Consider the following 16,695-nt stretch of genomic DNA (forward strand, 5'->3'; position numbering starts at 1 on the left):
AAATGCCCTTCACCGCAGGAGACGCCATGACCGACCATCGCGATACCGGATTCTTCACCGAAAGCCTGTCCTCTCGTGACCCCGACCTGTTCGGCGCGATCACCAAGGAACTGGGCCGTCAGCGCCACGAGATCGAGCTGATCGCCTCGGAAAACATTGTGTCGCGCGCGGTGATGGAAGCGCAAGGCTCGGTGATGACCAACAAATACGCCGAGGGCTATCCGGGCAAGCGCTATTATGGCGGCTGCGAATGGGTTGATGTGGCGGAAAACCTTGCCATCGACCGCGCCAAGCAGTTGTTCGGCTGCGATTTCATCAACGTGCAACCGAACTCGGGCTCTCAGGCCAACCAAGGCGTGTTCAACGCCCTGCTGAAACCCGGCGACACCATTCTGGGGATGAACCTAGCTTCGGGTGGCCACCTGACCCATGGCGCGGCCCCGAACCAGTCGGGCAAATGGTTCAACGCCGTGCAATACGGCGTGCGCCAGCAAGACAGCCGCATCGACTATGATCAGATGGAAGCCTTGGCCATCGAACACCAGCCCAAGCTGATCATCGCCGGTGGCTCTGCCGTGCCGCGCCAGATCGACTTTGCCAAGTTCCGCGCCGTGGCCGACAAGGTTGGTGCCTATCTGATGGTCGATATGGCCCACTTTGCGGGCCTGGTGGCCGGTGGCCATCACCCCTCGCCCTTCCCCTATGCCGATGTGGCGACCACCACGACCCACAAAACCCTGCGCGGCCCGCGCGGCGGCATGATCCTGACCAACAACGAAGACATCGCCAAGAAAGTAAACTCGGCGATTTTCCCCGGCATCCAAGGCGGCCCGCTGATGCATGTCATCGCCGCCAAAGCCGTGGCCTTTGGCGAGGCACTGCGCCCCGAATTCAAGGCCTATGCTGGCCAAGTGATCAAGAACGCCCAAGCCCTCGCGGATGAGTTGATGAAAGGTGGCATCGACATCGTCACCGGCGGCACCGACACCCATGTCATGCTGGTCGACCTGCGCCCGAAAGGCGTCAAAGGCAACGCCACCGAGAAAGCCCTGGGCCGCGCCAACATCACCTGCAACAAGAACGGCATCCCGTTCGACCCGGAAAAACCGACCGTGACCTCGGGCGTCCGCCTCGGCACCCCCGCAGGCACCACCCGCGGCTTTGGCGAAACTGAATTCCGCCAGATCGGCAAATGGATCGTCGAAGTCGTCGATGGTCTGGCCGCCAACGGTGAAGACGGCAACGGCGAGGTTGAGGCCGCGGTGAAAGCCAAGGTTGAGGCTTTGTGCGAAAAGTTCCCGATGTATCCGGGGCTGTAAGGCCTGAGAACGACCGAAAGGGCGCAGGGCAACCTGCGCCCTTTTGCTTTGCCGAGACTCGTTTTTGCAAGTGAACCGATTGCCATGACGCACCAGCCAAACCGCTCCACCCCCCGCCTAGAACGCCGCCTTGGCGATTGGGCGCGGGCGCGGTTGCCGTTTGCACTGGCCGAATTCGTGATGTTCGTGCTGAAACAAGGCTGGGCCAGCCTGTTCGGCGGGCTCTTGCTGCTCGCCATCATCGCGACGAAGACCATCTGGCAGCCGGATTGGCCCCTGCAGCGCTATGACGCGCTGTTCCTGTTCGCGCTGGCCACGCAAGCCGCATTCCTGTGGTTCAAACTGGAAACATGGGAGGAAGCCCGCGTCATCCTCTTGTTCCACATCACCGGCACCGCGATGGAGTTGTTCAAAACCCATGCCGGATCATGGGCTTACCCCGAACCCGGCCTGTTCAAACTGGCAGGCGTGCCGCTGTTTTCTGGCTTTATGTATGCAAGCGTCGGCAGCTATATGGCCCGCGTGATCCGCATTTTCGACATGCGTTTCGCGCCCTACCCGCCGCTGTGGCTGACCTTTGCACTGGCGGCGGCGATCTATGTCAATTTCTTCGCCCACCATTTCCTGCCCGACATCCGTCTGGCCCTGTTCGCCGCCACCCTGCTGATCTACGCCCGCACAAGGATCACCTTTCGCATCTCACATCGCGATTGGTGGATGCCGCTACCCCTCGCAGCCTTCCTCTCGTCGCTGGCGCTTTGGGTCGCCGAGAATATCGGCACCGCCACGGGAACATGGCTATACGCAGGCCAACGCCCCGACCATTTGGTCAGCTTTGCCAAGATCGGATCATGGTATCTGCTGCTTTATGTGGCCTTTGCCACGGTCACTCTGGTCAGCCGCGCCGCTCTGCGCCCCAGCCAGATGAACACGCCTAGATAAACCCGCGCCACAGCAGAACGGCAAACAGCAGGCCCGCCACCACCAGAACCGAGAACGCGACCGATCCCGCAACCGAAACCAGCGCGCCCTTGCGGCGGTCTTTGCTATCGACACCATTCAGATGCCGCACGCAGATGTCATAGGCCTGCGCCACCGATTCCTGATCAATCTGCGCCCAAAGCTTCGGATTCTGCGCGATCACCGCCGCCGCTTGCAGCCCTTCGGCCGCCGTGCGCACCCGGCGCGGCAACAACCGCCCGCCCTTGCGCAGCTTTTCGGCCAAGCCAGTGCCACGCACCCGCAGGCGCTGCTCCATCAAACCGGCCACGCGGTCGGCCATCTGTTGAATGGGCACTCCGGTCATGCGTGCATCCCTTTCGTTGGCCGGACCTTACCGTCGCCGCAGCAGAGCTTCAACCGCTCTGGCCGAAACAATATGTCCGCGCTATGAACGCAACATGCTTGCCACAACCACCTACTCCGCCGCCACCGCCACCACGCAGCCCGATCTGTTGATCGTGCATGGGCTTTACGGCTCTGCCCGCAACTGGGGGGTGATTGCGCGTCACCTCGCCGTAGGGCGCACCGTTCATGCGGTGGACATGCGCAACCACGGCCAAAGCCCGCGCGCAGCCACGCACAGCTATGCCGATATGGCGGGCGATCTGGCCGAGGTGATCACAACACTTGGCGCGCCGATGGATGTGGTTGGCCATTCGATGGGCGGCAAGGCCGCGATGCAACTGGCGCTCACTCGTCCAGAACTGATCCGCAAGCTGGTGGTGGCCGACATCGCTCCCGTCGCCTATGGCCATGATCAAACCCAGTATATCACCGCCATGCGCGCGCTGGATCTGAATGGCCTCACCTCCCGCAGCGAGGCAGACCGGCGGCTTTCCGAGACCGTCGCGGACCCCGCCCTGCGCGCGTTTTTCCTGCAATCGCTCGACCTGAAGGCACAGCCCCCGGTCTGGCGGCTGAACCTCGACGTGCTAGAGGCCGAGATGCCGCAGATTGTCGGCTGGCCCGGCACAACTGGCCAGTTTGACGGGCCAACGCTGTTCCTGACCGGGGCGTTGTCGCATTACGTCAAGCCAGAATACCGCGACACCATCCGCAGCCTGTTTCCGAAATCGCATTTCGCCAAACTGCCTGGCGCGGGCCACTGGCTGCACGCCGAGCGCCCGCGCGAGTTTGAACAAGCGGTGCAGGTGTTTCTGAACGCCTAATCCATCGGGCGCTTCATCCGCAGCAGCAAGCCGTCCTTGCGAATGAACTGGTGATACAGCGCCGCCAGCACATGCCCCGCCACCAGCACGATGATCACCGGCTTGAACAACTCGTGCACTTCAGCGGCCTCAGCCACGCCACCATACCACGCCACCAACCCCGTGATCGGAGCCAGCAGCATCACCGCATAAAGCGCCCAATGGCCCCACTTGGCCGCATTCATCATCAGCGGCCTATCTGGCGGGGCCTCAGGCACGCCACGCGACGCCCGCAGGTTCAAGCGCCACAGGGCAAAGATCAGAACCGCGATACCGGCAATGATATGGGCCCAAACGGCCACCGTCATATCTGGCACCATATCGCGCCGCACCGCCCGCCAAGCGGTGCCCATCGCCTCACCAAAAATCAGTTGAAACAAGATCAGTACTGCGACCAGCCAATGCAGTGCGATTTGCGTTGCCGAATACCCTTTGCGCAGTGCCATGCGATGTCCTTTCAAACCTGTTCAAACCCGTCATCCCTGATACGCTGGCAGCATGGCAATCCGTCGCGGATCAGGCAAGTTTTCTGGCAATCAGCCACGACACCGGCAGCGCCAAGACAAACCCAACCGCTGCCGCCAGCATGATCGGCTTCAGCGTGCCAAAGCCGGTGGTCAGAGCGATGATCACGCCCACCCCCATCAGCGTGGTCGCCACCATCGAGAACAGCAACATCATCAGGCGCGTCATGATCAGACTCCTTGCCGGGTTTACCCCAACAGCCTGCGCGCAAATGCTTTGCCATGCCTTGATAAAGATCAAGCCGAGGCACTGGGGGTGCCTCGGCTTACGGCAGACAAACCGGATCAGACCTTTAGGCTGACCCCCGCCTTGCCCGCCGATTGCTCTGCACGGTCGAGCAGGCGCTGCAACGCCGCCCCCCGCGCAAAATCAGGATCGGCCACGCCCTCGCCACGAATGGCGGCAATAAAGCGCTGATAGATTGTCGCCAGCACGGGTGCCTCGACATCGTGCCACCGCGCCGCTTGCAGATCATCGCCAAGACAGGCGCGCAAGGAACTGGTGTTGTTCTCCCAGCAGACTTCCAGCCCGCCCTTGTCGCCGTAAATCCGCAACCGCAGATCGTTCAGATGGCCGCTCGCAAACCGCGTCGCAGCCACCGTGCCCAAAGCGCCGTTTTCCAGCACGATCTGCATCGTGGCAGAGTCATTGGCATCCAGCGGATATTCCCCAATCTGATCGCCCGGCGCCTTGTGGAAGGTCGCCAAACGGCACGAGACTTCGACCGCCGATTGCCCGGCGATAAATGTCGCGAAATCAAGGATATGGATGCCGACATCCCCCAGCACGCCCTTTGATCCGTGCTTGGTGGAAAGCCGCCACAGCCATTGGCTTTCGCGGTCCCAATGGCCCCAAGCCGGTTGGGTCAGCCAGCTTTGCAGATAACTCGCCTCAAAATGCCGCACCGTTCCAATTGCGCCTTCACGCACCATTGCGGCGGCCTTTTGCAGCGCCGCGACGTTGCGATAGCTGAGGTTCACCATATTCACCACGCCCGCCGATGCCGCGGCTTCGGCCATCGCATCGGCCTGCGCCTCGGATGTAGCAAGGGGTTTTTCGCACAGCACATGCTTGCCTGCCGCCAGGAACGGCAGGGTGGTGGCGTAATGCGCCGCATCCGGGGTTACGTTGGTGACAGCGTCAAACTCCCCCCAGGCAATCGCCTCGTCAATCGAAGCGAACCGGCCTGCGATGCCATGACGGTCGCAGAAATCCTGCAACTGCGCCGGGCGGGTGTCGATCCCGCCAACCACCGTCACCCCCTCAATTGCCTTGAAGCTGTCGGCATGGTTATTCGCCATGCCACCCGTGCCAAGGATCAGAACGCGAACCGGCGCCAACATCACCGATACCCCGCCTCGCCATCATGGTGCAGGCGCGGCCCGCGCTCGACAATCGGCTCCAGCGCTTTATCGACCGGCGTGTTCGGCGCGTCATTCGGATCAGCAATGCGCTGGTTGGGGTTATACGCCCATTTCACCGCATTCGCGATCACCCGCTGCACATTGGCGTCGTGATAGGTCGGATAGGTCTCATGCCCCGGACGGAAGTAAAAGATATTCCCCGCCCCGCGCTTGTAAGTCAGGCCCGAGCGGAACACCTCGCCGCCAGCAAACCACGACACGAACACGGTTTCCAAGGGTTCCGGCACGCCAAACGGCTCGCCATACATTTCCTCGTTTTCCAACTCGAAATGGTCCGGCAGACCTGCGGCAATCGGATGCTGACGGCTTGTCACCCACAGCCGCTCACGCTCGCCCGCCTCGCGCCAGGTCAGATTGCACGGTGCCCCCATCAGCCGCTTGAACGGCTTGGCGAAATGCGCCGAATGCAGGAAGATAATCCCCATCCCGCCCCAGACCGCATTGCAGACCCGCTCGACAATCGCGTCGTCCACATCGCCATGCGCCGCATGGCCCCACCAGATCAGCACATCGGTCTCGGCCAGCTTTTCTGCCGTCATGCCATGCTCGGCATCCTGCAAGGTCACGGTCGAGGCCGAGATTCCCGCTTCCTTGTTCAGCGCGGCGGCAATCGTGCCATGCATCGTCAACGGATAAATCCCTGACACAACTTTGTTTTTCTGTTCATGGACGTTTTCGCCCCAAACGGTGACGCGGATGCTCATGGCATGCTCCTTCTTTAAGCTGCCACGCCCAGACGCAGGCGTGGCCAATGGTTTTCAAATCATCAGCGGATCGGCTTGCCGTTCTGATCAAAGCGGTGCAACTGGCCTGCCTTCGGCGACAACGACACCGTATCGCCCACCTTCATCGCCAGCTTACCCTCACGCCGCACGATCAAAGGCTCGTCGCTGCCCACTTCGACAAACAGATAATTGTCGCTGCCCAGATCCTCGGCATGTACGATCTGACCCGTCCAGATGCCGCCCTCGACCACGTCGATATGCTCTGATCGGATTCCAAGCGTGGTGCAGCCATGATCGGCGGCGAATTTGCCGGTCATGAAATTCATCTTCGGGCTGCCGATAAAGCCCGCGACAAAGATCGAATTGGGCCGTTCATACAATTCGGCAGGCGAGCCCACCTGCTCCAACCGGCCATCACGCAGCACGGCGATCCGGTCGGCCAAGGTCATCGCCTCAACCTGATCGTGCGTGACGTAAATCATCGTCACATCCGACATTGAATGGTGCAGCTTGGCAATCTCCAGCCGCGTCTGCACCCGCAAGGCGGCATCAAGGTTCGACAAAGGTTCGTCAAACAGGAACACCCGCGGGTCGCGCACAATCGCGCGGCCAATGGCAACGCGCTGACGCTGACCGCCAGAAAGCTGCTTGGGCAGGCGGTCCAGCAGGTGATCAATCTGCAAAAGCTTTGCAGCCTCCAGCACGCGCTTTTTCATATCCTCGGGGCTGGCCTTCGCCAGTTTCATACCGAAGGCCATGTTGTCATAGACCGTCATATGCGGATAAAGCGCATAAGACTGGAACACCATCGCAATGCCGCGCTGGCTGGGCAGCACGTTGTTGACCCGCTCCGAGTCGAACAACATATCGCCCGAGGAAATCTCCTCCAGCCCCGAAATCAGCCGCAACAAGGTGGATTTGCCGCAGCCCGACGGGCCGACAAACACCATGAACTCGCCCTTTTCGATCGTCAGGTCGATGCCCTTGATCACATCCACCGCGCCGTAGGACTTCTTCACATTCTTCAGTTCGATTTTTGCCATTTTTTCAGCCCTTCACGCCGCCTGCGGTCAGACCCGCGACGATTTTGCGTTGGAAGATAAGAACAAGGATGATCAGCGGGACCGTCACGATGACGGATGCGGCCATGATCGGCCCCCACGGAATTTCCTGCTGCGATGCGCCCGAAAGCAGTGCAATCGCCACCGGCACCGTGCGCGTGGATTCAGACGAGGTGAAGGTCAGCGCAAACAGGAATTCATTCCACGCCCCGATGAAAGCCAGCAGCCCCGTCGTCACCAAGGCAGGCCACAGCAGCGGCAAGAACACCTTGGTGATGATGATCCACGGCGTCGCACCATCGACAATCGCGGCTTCCTCAATCTCGATCGGCAAATCCCGCATGAAGGTCGTCAGCACCCAGACCGTGAACGGCAGCGTGAAGATCGTGTAAGACAGGATCAGCGCGAAGGGAGAGTTGAACAGACCCAGATAGGTGATCAACTCGAACAGCCCTGCCAGCACGGCGATCTGCGGAAACATCGACACCGCAAGGATTGTCATCAGCAACAGCCCCCGGCCCCGGAACCGCACCCGTGCCAGCGCATAAGAGGCCGTAACCGCCAGAAACAGCGCCAACACCACCGTCGTTGTCGCCACGAACACCGAGTTCAGGATGTTGCGCGGGAAGGTCGCCCCGCCCAGCACGGTTTTGTAGTTGGCCCAGTCAAAGGCTTTCGGGAAGTAATTGGCTTCAAACAGCGCCGTTCCTGTCGCAAAGGATGTCACAATCGCGTAGTAGAACGGGAAGATCGAGAAGATCACGATCACCACCACCAGCGCGTAGAACCCTACGTTTTTCAGCAGCTTGTTCGCGGTCATTTGCCCCCCTCCCCGCTCAGGTCAACCTTGCCCAGCCAGATGTAGAGCGACACGAAAATCGCCAGAATGGCGAACAGCAGCGTCGACTGCGCCGAGCCATACGCAAACTTGTCGAACTCGATCAGGTTCTCGCGGCTGATCACCGACATGGTTTTCGTGGCCGCCGAATTGGGCGTCAAAACGTAGATCAGATCGAAAATCCGTAGCGCATCCAGCATGCGGAAGATCACCGCCACCATCAGCGCCGGACGGATCAGCGGCAGGGTGATCTTGAAGAACACCTTCACCGGATTGATGCCGTCAATCTTCGCCGCCTCATAAATATCGCGCGGCACCATTTGCAGGCCCGCCAGACACAGCAGCGCCATGAACGGCGTGGTTTTCCAGATATCCACCATCAGCACCGCATACATCGCGGTGTCGGCATTCGCCGTCCAGGCGATCTTGCTGGAAATCAGCCCCAGGTTAAGCGCCATATCATTCAGGATGCCGTATTGATCGTTCAGCATCCAGGCCCACATCTTTGCCGAAACAATCGTCGGGATCGCCCACGGGATCAGGATGGCTGCGCGCACAAAACCGCGCCCTTTGAACTCTGCGTTCAGCACCAGCGCCACGATCAACCCCAGCGCGGTCTCGCAGATCACCGACACCAGCGAGAACCGCACCGTATTCCACACCGCGTTCCACCAGGCCGGGTCCACAAGCGTGCCCTTGTAGCGCACCGTCCCGGTCGAAAGCGTCTGCATCTTGAAATAATTGTCAAATCCGATGAACTTGCCGCCATAAAGATTGTTCAGCGACGTATCGGTGAACGAGAACCAGATCGTTCTCAGCAAGGGCCAGGCCGCTACGCAAAACAGCGCAATCAACATGGGCGCCAGAAACCATTTCGCGGCTCTGATGCGCTGCTGCTGCAGGCTCAGACCACTTTCCCGGCCTATGGCCGTCTTTGAAACTGTCATGAATTTCCCCCCTCAAACCGACCCATCACAAGGGCCGCGTGTAAAATGGGCGGCGGTTGGCGATTTGCTCAGCCGCCGCCCATCCTAAAGGCACACCCGTAACGGGAGGATTACCAGGCGTCGCCTTTCAGGTCGGTCAGATCAGCTTCCAACCCGGCAAGGTTATCGGCAGCCGAGCCATTGCCCGACAGCGTTTCATGCACAGCCGACCAGAATTTCGACGACACTTCGTTATACTTGCCCAAAGTCGGCGCCGACGGACGCGGCACAGCATTCAAGAACACGTTCTTCCACTGCGGGATGATCGGCTGCGCCGCCGCAATATCGGCATCGTCATACAGCGACACGATGGTCGGCAGCGCCGATTCCGAAATCGCACGCGCCTTCTGCGCCTCAGGGCCAGCCAGATACAGCGCCAGACTGATCGCCACATCCTGATGCTTGGAATACTTCGACACTGCCACATTCCAGCCGCCCAAAGTCGCAGCCGAGGTGTCGCCCTCTGCGCCAACCGGCAGCGTGGTCACGTCAAACAGCCCCTTGACCGCCGAGTCGTCGCCATTGCCCAGCGTGTAGGCATAGGGCCAGTTGCGCATGAAGGCCGCGTTGCCGGTCTGCCAGACGCCACGCGATTCTTCCTCGCCATAGGCCAACACACCCTGAGGCGAGATCGTGCCGACCCAGCCCTTCGCGGTCTCCAGCGCCTTCACGGCCTTTTCGTTGTTGATCGAGATGCTGCCATCAGCCTCAACGATCTGACCGCCGCCGAAGGATTTCACCCATTCCAGCGCATCGCAGGTCAGCCCTTCATAGGCGTTGCCCTGCCAGACATAGCCCCAGAAATCTGCCTTGCCTGCCGCGCGCTCACCTTCCTGAATCTTGGCCGCAGCCGCCGTCAGCTCGTCCCAGGTTTTCGGCACGGCCACGCCGTATTTCTCAAGCAGGTCCTTGCGGTAATACAGCGCCGGCGCATCGGTGAAGATCGGCAAGGCCACCAGTTTGCCCGCCACGGTCTGCGATTCAATGATCGACGGGAAATGCGTTGGCGCCAGATCTTTGGCTGCTTCGGTCAGATCCACAAAGTGATCCGCCAGTTGCGGTGCCCAGATCACATCGGTCTGGTACAGGTCGATATCGGTCGCACCCGCTGCCAGCCACAGCCGATACTGGCCGAACTGATCCGAGGTCGATGCAGGCATCGGCACGATGGTGACGGTGTTGCCGGTGGCTTCTTCCCACGGCTTGACCAGATTCTTGAAATTCTCAACCGCTTTGCCGACCGAGCCGGACACGTAAAAGATTTCTTCCGCCATAACCGGCGTGCCGACAGCCGCCATCACAGCGATAGCCGCAGCAGACCGCATGATGCGGTTCTTCAATCCAAAGGTCATGGATTTCCTCCCTATTGTTTGATTGCGCCGGATCGGCGCTTCCCTGTCAAACGCCGCTTTTCCAACCGATCAAAGCTGGCCTCCCGAAGCGTTGGCCAAAGCCATAGCGGCAAATTGGCTATTTCGTCAACGATTCTCGCCTCAAAGCGCTTTCAAATTTTTGGATTGGAAAAGGTTCAGCCGTAACGGATTCATCGCACATTCTACAACTTGCCGTTGCTGCAATGCCGCATCCACCTGCGGCAATGCAGCGGGAACCCGCGCAAATATCCATCTAAGTATCTGCCGTTTTTATATATTCTAAACAGGCGGCCGTTTCCGATCAACCAAATCCAACGCCTCAATCCACTGGCACCGATCAGGGGCAAAACCAAACCCATCGACTGAAAGCGATGTGAATTTTCTGAAACCTGGCAAAATCGTATCGTCATTCTGCGGTGCCCGCAGTTCAATCGTGCCGGGGCTTGCGAATGCGCTTGGGTTTGCATCCGCAAAGGCGCATGATGGCATCAGGCCAACCGGATGGTCGCAGCGTCAAGGATGATCAGATGGCCAAAGGCATGAGCAAACCCGGCAAGAACGTCAAAAAGCCCAAAAAGGAAAAGGCCAAGCCCAGCGTGGCGACGCCTAACACAAAGAACTCTGTGGTGATCAACACCAACGGCCCGAAAGACTGATCGCGCCAAGATCGCCCGCGTCACAAGCACCAAAACCGCCAAATTGGCGGCTGGATGTTGTGTCGGCACACAACATATGGCGTCACAGCAGGTTCGAGGCACAGGTCATTCCCATCTGGGAAAGCTGCTAAAGGTCGTGTTGCGGCACCTTGCCCGACGGGGCCAGATAGGGCCGCGTCACATCCCGCAGCGTCGCATCCAGCGCCTCAACGTCCAGCCCAATCGCGCCGTCACCTGCCAGAACCAGCGTCACCAGCCCGGTGCCATCCGCACCCGGCGTAAAGCTGATGTCCAGCAGCGACAGGATCATATCCTTGTCGCTGCGATCAATGCCCTGACTGCGCACCGCCAGCACATCCTCGAACACCAGCAGGCTTTGCACGCGCTCATACTTGCGGCCAGCCTGCGCCGCCGCATCGCGGTCTTCCCAGCGGAAACGGTTCAGCATCAACGCAAACCGCCGCTTGTGCCGCACCAGCGACATCTCGGTGATCGGAAACACCGCGTCTTGTAGCAGGGCCGCGATCACCGCCAGCCCTTCGGCATCCTGCGCGATCAGCCGCAGCGGTTGCTCGGCCCCGTCTTCAAAACGCGCGTCGCTCATGCCTTGATCCGCTCGATCTGCGCGCCAACACCGCGCAGCTTTTCCTCAACCCGCTCATAGCCGCGGTCCAGATGATACACCCGGCTGACCACGGTTTCACCCTCCGCCGCCAGCCCCGCCAAAATCAACGAGACCGAAGCGCGCAAATCCGTCGCCATGACCCGCGCCCCGCGCAGCTTTTCAACGCCGGTGACAGTGGCATGGCCGCCATGCACATCAATCTTCGCGCCCATCCGCACCAGTTCCGGCGCATGCATGAAGCGGTTCTCGAAAATCTTCTCCTCCAGCACCGAAGTGCCATCCGCCGTGCAAAGCAGTGCCATCATCTGCGCCTGCAAATCGGTCGGGAAGCCGGGGAACGGCTCTGTCACCACATCCACCGCCTTCACCCGGCCATTCTTGCGCGTCACCTTCAGCCCGCGCTCGGTTTCCACCACCGAAACGCCCGCCGCATCCAGCTTTTCGGCAAAAGCCCCGACAAGATCCATCTTGCCGCCCAAGCACTCCACCTCGCCGCCGCAGATCGCGGGCAGCAGCATGTAGGTGCCAAGTTCGATCCGATCCGTCACCACCGGATGCGTCGCCCCGCCCAGCCGGTCGACGCCCTGAATGGTGATCGTGCTGGTGCCCTCGCCCTCAATCTGCGCACCCATCCGGCGCAGACAGACCGCAAGGTCAACAATCTCCGGCTCGCGCGCGGCGTTTTTCAGCACCGTGGTGCCCTTGGCCAAAGTCGCCGCCAGCAGCGCGTTTTCCGTAGCGCCCACTGAGACAAACGGAAACTCTACCACCGCCCCACGCAACCGCCCCCCCGGTGCCTTGGCATGCACATAACCGTCGCGCAGATCAAGCTCCGCCCCCATCGCTTCAAGCGCTTTCAGGTGCAAATCCACCGGGCGCGCGCCAATCGCACAGCCCCCCGGCAAGGACACCACCGCATGACCATCGCGCGCCAAAAGCGGCCCCAGCACCAGGATCGAGGCGCGGAATTTGCGCACAATCTCATAATCCGCGGTGTGATTATCCAGTTTATGGCTCGACATCGCCAGCACCAGCCCGTTCTGCAGGCTGGCCACTTCCGCGCCCAAAGACTGCAAGAGCTGCGTCATCGTCGCGATATCCGACAGCCGCGGTGCATTGGTCAGCGTCAGCGGTTCTTCCGACAGCAACGTCGCTGGCATCAGCGTAAGACAAGCGTTTTTCGCCCCCGCAATCGGGATCACCCCGTTCAGCGGCCCATTGCCTTTGACCAAAATCGAATCCATCTGCCCGCCTCACTCGTTCTTGTTGTTATCTTCGGATACATCCGAATCCGCCGCCGACCTTGCCCGCGCCTGCGCCTTGCGCCGGCCCATATTCGCCTTCAGCGCCAGCTTCAACCGCGCCTCCCGCTCGATCTCGCGCTGGGATTTCGGCTTGGCCGCAGCAATGTCATCCGATTTTTCACGCATCAGGCCTTCTAATACAGGCCACGCCAAGCGTCCAGCAAGGCTGCGCAAAAAACCACCAAATTGCTCTTGCACCCTGCCGCGAAGGCGTCTATTCAGCCGCCACGCAAGCGAACCACAGGGTTCCGCAAGCATCCGGCGCTGCAGTAGCTCAGTGGTAGAGCACTCCCTTGGTAAGGGAGAGGTCGAGAGTTCAATCCTCTCTTGCAGCACCATTTATCTTTTATGCCTTAGTATCTTAGTTGCCTAGCGCGGTTGAGCTGACCTCGGAGCGACAGCGCTTCGTCAGATCGCCTTGGCGATCCTCATCCAAATCTGCGCAAAAAAACGGGCGTTCGCTGCAAAGGTGCCGCTATTGACCAGAAGCCCACCACTCACCCACACACCCCAAGCGCGCAAAATGCGCCCGTTTGGGCAACAGCCTTATCATCGCGGCAGCCTATGCCGCCGCGCATAGGACCAATTGGCAATTGACCAGCGCCAGCAATGCCGTGGCAGATCAAGCGCTCAGCTCAACACGATGCCGCCATCGACGTTCAGCGTTTGCCCTGTGACGAATGCACTGTCGTCCGAGCAGAAGAACGCAACCGGCCCTGCCACATCCTCGGGGTCGCCGATGCGAGCCATCGCGGTCTTGGCCTTCCACGCGTTGCTGATGCTTGGATCATCCAGGTTCACCCGGCCCATGTCCGTCAGAATGATGCCGGGACAAATGCAGTTGGCGGTTATCCCGAACGGGCCGACTTCTTGTGCCAGAACGCGGGTAAAACCCATGACAGCGGCTTTCGACGCCGAATAATGCGCCTGTTCCGGCGCGCCATGTTTTCCGCCGATTGATGAGATATTGCAGATGCGGCCGTATCGCTGGGCTTTCATCAATGGCAGCACCGCCTGCACTACAAGGAAAGTGCCTTTGGCGTTGATGTCCATCACGCTATCCCAATACTCCTCGGGACAACTTTCGACATCCGAGGCCCGCAGGATACCCGCATTGTTGACAACGGCGTGTATGCTGCCCATTTGTGCTACGGCTTCTGCCACCATCGCCTGCACCTGTGCCTTGTTGGATACATCAGCGTGCAGCGAAAGCACGCGCCCCCCATGGCGGCGTGCCTCGGTTGCGGTTTCGGCAAGCACCGTTTGTTGCGCGGCAATATCGTTCAGCACCAGATCATAGCCCCGTGCGGCTAGACCAAGGGCAATCGCGCGGCCAATACCGCGGCTTGCACCCGTTACCAATGCCACACGTTTTTGAATGCTCATGTTTTCCTCCGTCAGATTGCAGTATAGCCGCCGTCCACCGTCAGGACGGAACCTGTGACATAAGACGCCGCATCAGAGGCCAGAAAAGCCACCGCCAACGCGATTTCGCGGGGCTCGGCCAAACGCCCCATTGGAATGCCCGCCAACCATGTACTGAACCATTCCGGCTTGGAGCGGCCCAGCAGCGTCAGCTCGGTTGCCGTGTAACCCGGGGCAACTGCATTCACCCGCACGCGGCCCGACCATTCTACTGCCAGCGATTTGGTCAGCAGATTCACCCCAGCCTTGGCGGCATTATAGGCCGCTTGCGGCTGCGGATGCACCGTCACCTCACCGCAGATCGAGCTTATGTTGACCACGCTGCCGCGCCCTGCTGCCACCATGTGCCGCCCAAAGGCGCGGCAGGTGTGAAACACGCCGTGCAGATTGACGTCAATCACCCGTCGCCAGTCGGCAAGGTCGACCTCTAACGACGGCGCATTCATCACGATACCTGCATTGTTGACAAGGATCACCGCTGGGCCATGCTGGGCCGCAAGATCGGCTGCGGCCATTTCGCAGGCGGCAGCATCGGTCACGTCGAATGGCAGCGCGAGCCCGTCTATCTCGGCGGCGAGCGATGCCGCCGCATCACCATTGCGGTCGGCAACAACAACCCGCGCGCCCGCTTCGGCCAACACGGTGCAAATTGCGCGGCCAATGCCTGCTGCCCCTCCCGTCACCACGGCCAACCGGCCGGTCAGATCAAATTCGCGGATCAAGCCAGGGCACCTTTCAGCGCGGGATAAAGCGCTTTGTATTTGTGGTATATTTCCTCATACATCGCCGCCTCGCGCGGGCGCGGCTCTATGCTGGTGCCGACGCGCACCAGGGCGGCGATACCTTCGTCAATGCTAGAAAACCGCCCAGCCCCATGCGCCGCCAGCACCGCAGACCCGGTCGAGGGCGCATCAGCCGAGGCAGGAATACGCACCGGCAATCCCGCCGTATCGGCATGAATCTGCATCCAAAGCGTCGAAGCCGTAGCCCCGCCGCCCACGGTGATCTCGGTCGAGGCATAACCACCATCCCGAAACGCATCCAGAATGGTGCGCGTGCCAAATCCTATGCCTTCCATGATGGCGCGGAAGATATGTTGCGGCTCATGCGCCAAGGTCAGCCCGACAATCGCCCCTCGGCTGAGTGGATCGGTATAGGGCGTGCGGTTGCCTTGGAAGTGGTCCTGCACGATCAGCCCTTCACAACCGGGCTCTAGTGCCTCGGCCAAACGGTTCATTTCGGCAAGATCCAGAGTGCCCCCCGTCATCCGCCGCAGCCAGTTGATGATTGACCCTGTCGAGGTCTGCCCGCCTTCGACAATCCATCGCCCCGGATAGACGATGTCCGGGTAAGCGCCCCACACCCCAGGGGCATAAAGCGGCGCCTCGGTGACGCCAAACAGCAAATGCGACGATCCTGTGATCAGGGCTAACTGTCCCGGCTGCGCCACGCCAAGCCCAATCATCCCGATCAGCGCATCGGCCCCGCCTTGCACGACTTTGACGCTTTGTTTCAGGCCTAATGCATGGGCGGCATGTGGTGTCAAAGTCCCCACGACTTCGCCCGGCGGCACCACGCGATCGGGCCACTTTTCAACCAGCGCCTCCAACCCTAGCTTGGCCAGAATGCCGCGCGCCCATCCGCCATTGCGGCTGGAATAGTGCCAGCGCAGGCCCGCGTTATCCAACGATGCGCAGCGCTCTCCCGTCAGACGAAGCGTCAGAAAATCCTGATACTCGCAAATCGTGTGTGCCGCATCGAAAGTGGCCGGCTCGTGGCGCTTCAGCCACAACGCCTTGGGGATCATCCATTCTGCCGACACCGGGCCTTGCCCCGCGCCATTGATGGCCAACACAGCATCGCCCGTCGCCAATACGGCATCAGCCTCGGCATTCGCGCGCACATCCATCCACATCAGTGCCGGCCTCAGCGCGCGCCCCTGCGCGTCAAGTGCCACAACGGTGCAGCAGGTTGTGGCAAAGCACATCGCCTCGATCTGGCCCGCATCAATTCCAGCCTCGGCAATGGCGCCTGCGGTGGCTTTGACAAGCGCCTGCCACCAATCCTCGGGGTTCTGCTCTGCCCGTGCGCCGGGGGAAAAACGGGTTTCGTAGGGCACCGCCTTTTGTCCAAGGCACCTCCCATTCAGATCATAAATCCGCGCCCGCAGGCTTTCGGTGCCGCCGTCCGCGGTCAAGTAGTAAGCCATGGTATCCTCCCCGAT

General features: G+C 60.6%; 19 protein-coding genes and 1 tRNA gene. 5 read left to right on the top strand and 15 right to left on the bottom strand.

Annotated elements, in window-relative coordinates; genetic code table 11:
- Positions 1-26: 26 nt before the first annotated feature.
- Positions 27-1,319, top strand: coding sequence for a serine hydroxymethyltransferase (glyA, locus tag ACFOGH_RS08605; RefSeq protein WP_380072660.1), 1,293 nt, complete (start codon positions 27-29; stop codon positions 1,317-1,319).
- An 84-nt stretch (positions 1,320-1,403) separates the two neighbouring features.
- Positions 1,404-2,261: a DUF817 domain-containing protein gene (locus ACFOGH_RS08610; RefSeq protein WP_380072661.1), complete on the top strand. Its 858-nt coding sequence runs from the start codon at positions 1,404-1,406 to the stop codon at positions 2,259-2,261.
- Here the strand turns inward: ACFOGH_RS08610 and ACFOGH_RS08615 are convergent.
- Positions 2,254-2,625, bottom strand: a complete 372-nt coding sequence (locus ACFOGH_RS08615; protein ID WP_380072662.1) for a hypothetical protein — start codon at positions 2,623-2,625, stop codon at positions 2,254-2,256. The two genes, ACFOGH_RS08610 and ACFOGH_RS08615, sit on opposite strands and share 8 nt — an antisense overlap.
- 94 nt (positions 2,626-2,719) lie before the next feature.
- Here ACFOGH_RS08615 and ACFOGH_RS08620 point away from each other — a divergent pair, with 94 nt between their 5' ends.
- The gene (locus ACFOGH_RS08620; RefSeq protein WP_380072663.1) at positions 2,720-3,490 is read left to right on the top strand and encodes an alpha/beta fold hydrolase; all 771 of its coding nucleotides are present in this window, start codon (positions 2,720-2,722) and stop codon (positions 3,488-3,490) included.
- On the opposite strand, the gene ACFOGH_RS08625 is transcribed toward ACFOGH_RS08620, so the two are convergent.
- The 8 genes from ACFOGH_RS08625 to ACFOGH_RS08660 form a co-directional block, all read right to left on the bottom strand.
- Positions 3,487-3,975, bottom strand: a complete 489-nt coding sequence (locus ACFOGH_RS08625; protein ID WP_380072664.1) for a cytochrome b — start codon at positions 3,973-3,975, stop codon at positions 3,487-3,489. The two genes, ACFOGH_RS08620 and ACFOGH_RS08625, sit on opposite strands and share 4 nt — an antisense overlap.
- 70 nt (positions 3,976-4,045) lie before the next feature.
- Positions 4,046-4,222 carry a CTP synthetase gene (locus ACFOGH_RS08630; RefSeq protein ID WP_380072665.1) on the bottom strand — a complete coding sequence of 59 codons (177 nt, stop codon included), beginning with the start codon at positions 4,220-4,222 and terminating at the stop codon, positions 4,046-4,048.
- 116 nt (positions 4,223-4,338) lie between these two features.
- Positions 4,339-5,397 carry a Gfo/Idh/MocA family protein gene (locus tag ACFOGH_RS08635; RefSeq protein WP_380072666.1) on the bottom strand — a complete coding sequence of 353 codons (1,059 nt, stop codon included), beginning with the start codon at positions 5,395-5,397 and terminating at the stop codon, positions 4,339-4,341.
- Entirely contained in the window at positions 5,397-6,182 is a 786-nt protein-coding gene (locus tag ACFOGH_RS08640; protein WP_380072667.1) for a ThuA domain-containing protein, read from the bottom strand. The genes ACFOGH_RS08635 and ACFOGH_RS08640 overlap by 1 nt, the downstream gene beginning before the upstream one ends.
- Before the next feature lie 62 nt (positions 6,183-6,244).
- On the bottom strand, positions 6,245-7,246 hold the full coding sequence (locus ACFOGH_RS08645) for an ABC transporter ATP-binding protein (RefSeq protein ID WP_380072668.1): 1,002 nt from the start codon (positions 7,244-7,246) through the stop codon (positions 6,245-6,247).
- A gap of 4 nt (positions 7,247-7,250) precedes the next feature.
- The gene (locus tag ACFOGH_RS08650) at positions 7,251-8,084 is read right to left on the bottom strand and encodes a carbohydrate ABC transporter permease (RefSeq protein ID WP_380072669.1); all 834 of its coding nucleotides are present in this window, start codon (positions 8,082-8,084) and stop codon (positions 7,251-7,253) included.
- A complete protein-coding gene (locus tag ACFOGH_RS08655; RefSeq protein ID WP_380072670.1) occupies positions 8,081-8,923 on the bottom strand; it encodes a carbohydrate ABC transporter permease in 843 nt (280 codons plus the stop codon). Before ACFOGH_RS08655 ends, ACFOGH_RS08650 begins: the two co-directional genes overlap by 4 nt.
- A 236-nt stretch (positions 8,924-9,159) precedes the next feature.
- Complete coding sequence (locus ACFOGH_RS08660) at positions 9,160-10,440, bottom strand: ABC transporter substrate-binding protein (protein ID WP_380072671.1); 1,281 nt, start codon at positions 10,438-10,440, stop codon at positions 9,160-9,162.
- 500 nt (positions 10,441-10,940) lie between these two features.
- On the opposite strand from ACFOGH_RS08660, the gene ACFOGH_RS08665 reads away from it, so the two are divergent.
- Entirely contained in the window at positions 10,941-11,117 is a 177-nt protein-coding gene (locus tag ACFOGH_RS08665; RefSeq protein ID WP_380072672.1) for a hypothetical protein, read from the top strand.
- 127 nt (positions 11,118-11,244) lie between these two features.
- Here ACFOGH_RS08665 and ACFOGH_RS08670 read toward each other — a convergent pair whose 3' ends face one another.
- The 3 genes from ACFOGH_RS08670 to ACFOGH_RS08680 are packed head-to-tail and all read right to left on the bottom strand — an operon-like array spanning position 11,245 to position 13,172.
- Positions 11,245-11,721 carry a DUF2948 family protein gene (locus ACFOGH_RS08670; RefSeq protein WP_380072673.1) on the bottom strand — a complete coding sequence of 159 codons (477 nt, stop codon included), beginning with the start codon at positions 11,719-11,721 and terminating at the stop codon, positions 11,245-11,247.
- On the bottom strand, positions 11,718-12,986 hold the full coding sequence (gene murA / locus ACFOGH_RS08675; protein WP_380072674.1) for a UDP-N-acetylglucosamine 1-carboxyvinyltransferase: 1,269 nt from the start codon (positions 12,984-12,986) through the stop codon (positions 11,718-11,720). Before murA ends, ACFOGH_RS08670 begins: the two co-directional genes overlap by 4 nt.
- Before the next feature lie 9 nt (positions 12,987-12,995).
- Positions 12,996-13,172: a hypothetical protein gene (locus ACFOGH_RS08680; RefSeq protein WP_380072675.1), complete on the bottom strand. Its 177-nt coding sequence runs from the start codon at positions 13,170-13,172 to the stop codon at positions 12,996-12,998.
- Between the two features lie 137 nt (positions 13,173-13,309).
- Here ACFOGH_RS08680 and ACFOGH_RS08685 point away from each other — a divergent pair.
- A tRNA-Thr gene (locus tag ACFOGH_RS08685) sits at positions 13,310-13,384 on the top strand.
- Between the two features lie 292 nt (positions 13,385-13,676).
- On the opposite strand, the gene ACFOGH_RS08690 is transcribed toward ACFOGH_RS08685, so the two are convergent.
- The 3 genes from ACFOGH_RS08690 to ACFOGH_RS08700 are packed head-to-tail and all read right to left on the bottom strand — an operon-like array spanning position 13,677 to position 16,680.
- Positions 13,677-14,432 (bottom strand): SDR family NAD(P)-dependent oxidoreductase, encoded by a 756-nt coding sequence (locus tag ACFOGH_RS08690; protein WP_380072676.1) that lies wholly within the window; start codon positions 14,430-14,432, stop codon positions 13,677-13,679.
- 11 nt (positions 14,433-14,443) lie between these two features.
- Positions 14,444-15,193, bottom strand: coding sequence for an SDR family NAD(P)-dependent oxidoreductase (locus ACFOGH_RS08695; RefSeq protein ID WP_380072677.1), 750 nt, complete (start codon positions 15,191-15,193; stop codon positions 14,444-14,446).
- Positions 15,190-16,680, bottom strand: coding sequence for an FGGY-family carbohydrate kinase (locus ACFOGH_RS08700; protein ID WP_380072678.1), 1,491 nt, complete (start codon positions 16,678-16,680; stop codon positions 15,190-15,192). Before ACFOGH_RS08700 ends, ACFOGH_RS08695 begins: the two co-directional genes overlap by 4 nt.
- Positions 16,681-16,695: the final 15 nt, after the last annotated feature.

It is taken from the genome of Cypionkella sinensis (assembly GCF_042646385.1).
Lineage (GTDB): Bacteria > Pseudomonadota > Alphaproteobacteria > Rhodobacterales > Rhodobacteraceae > Cypionkella > Cypionkella sinensis.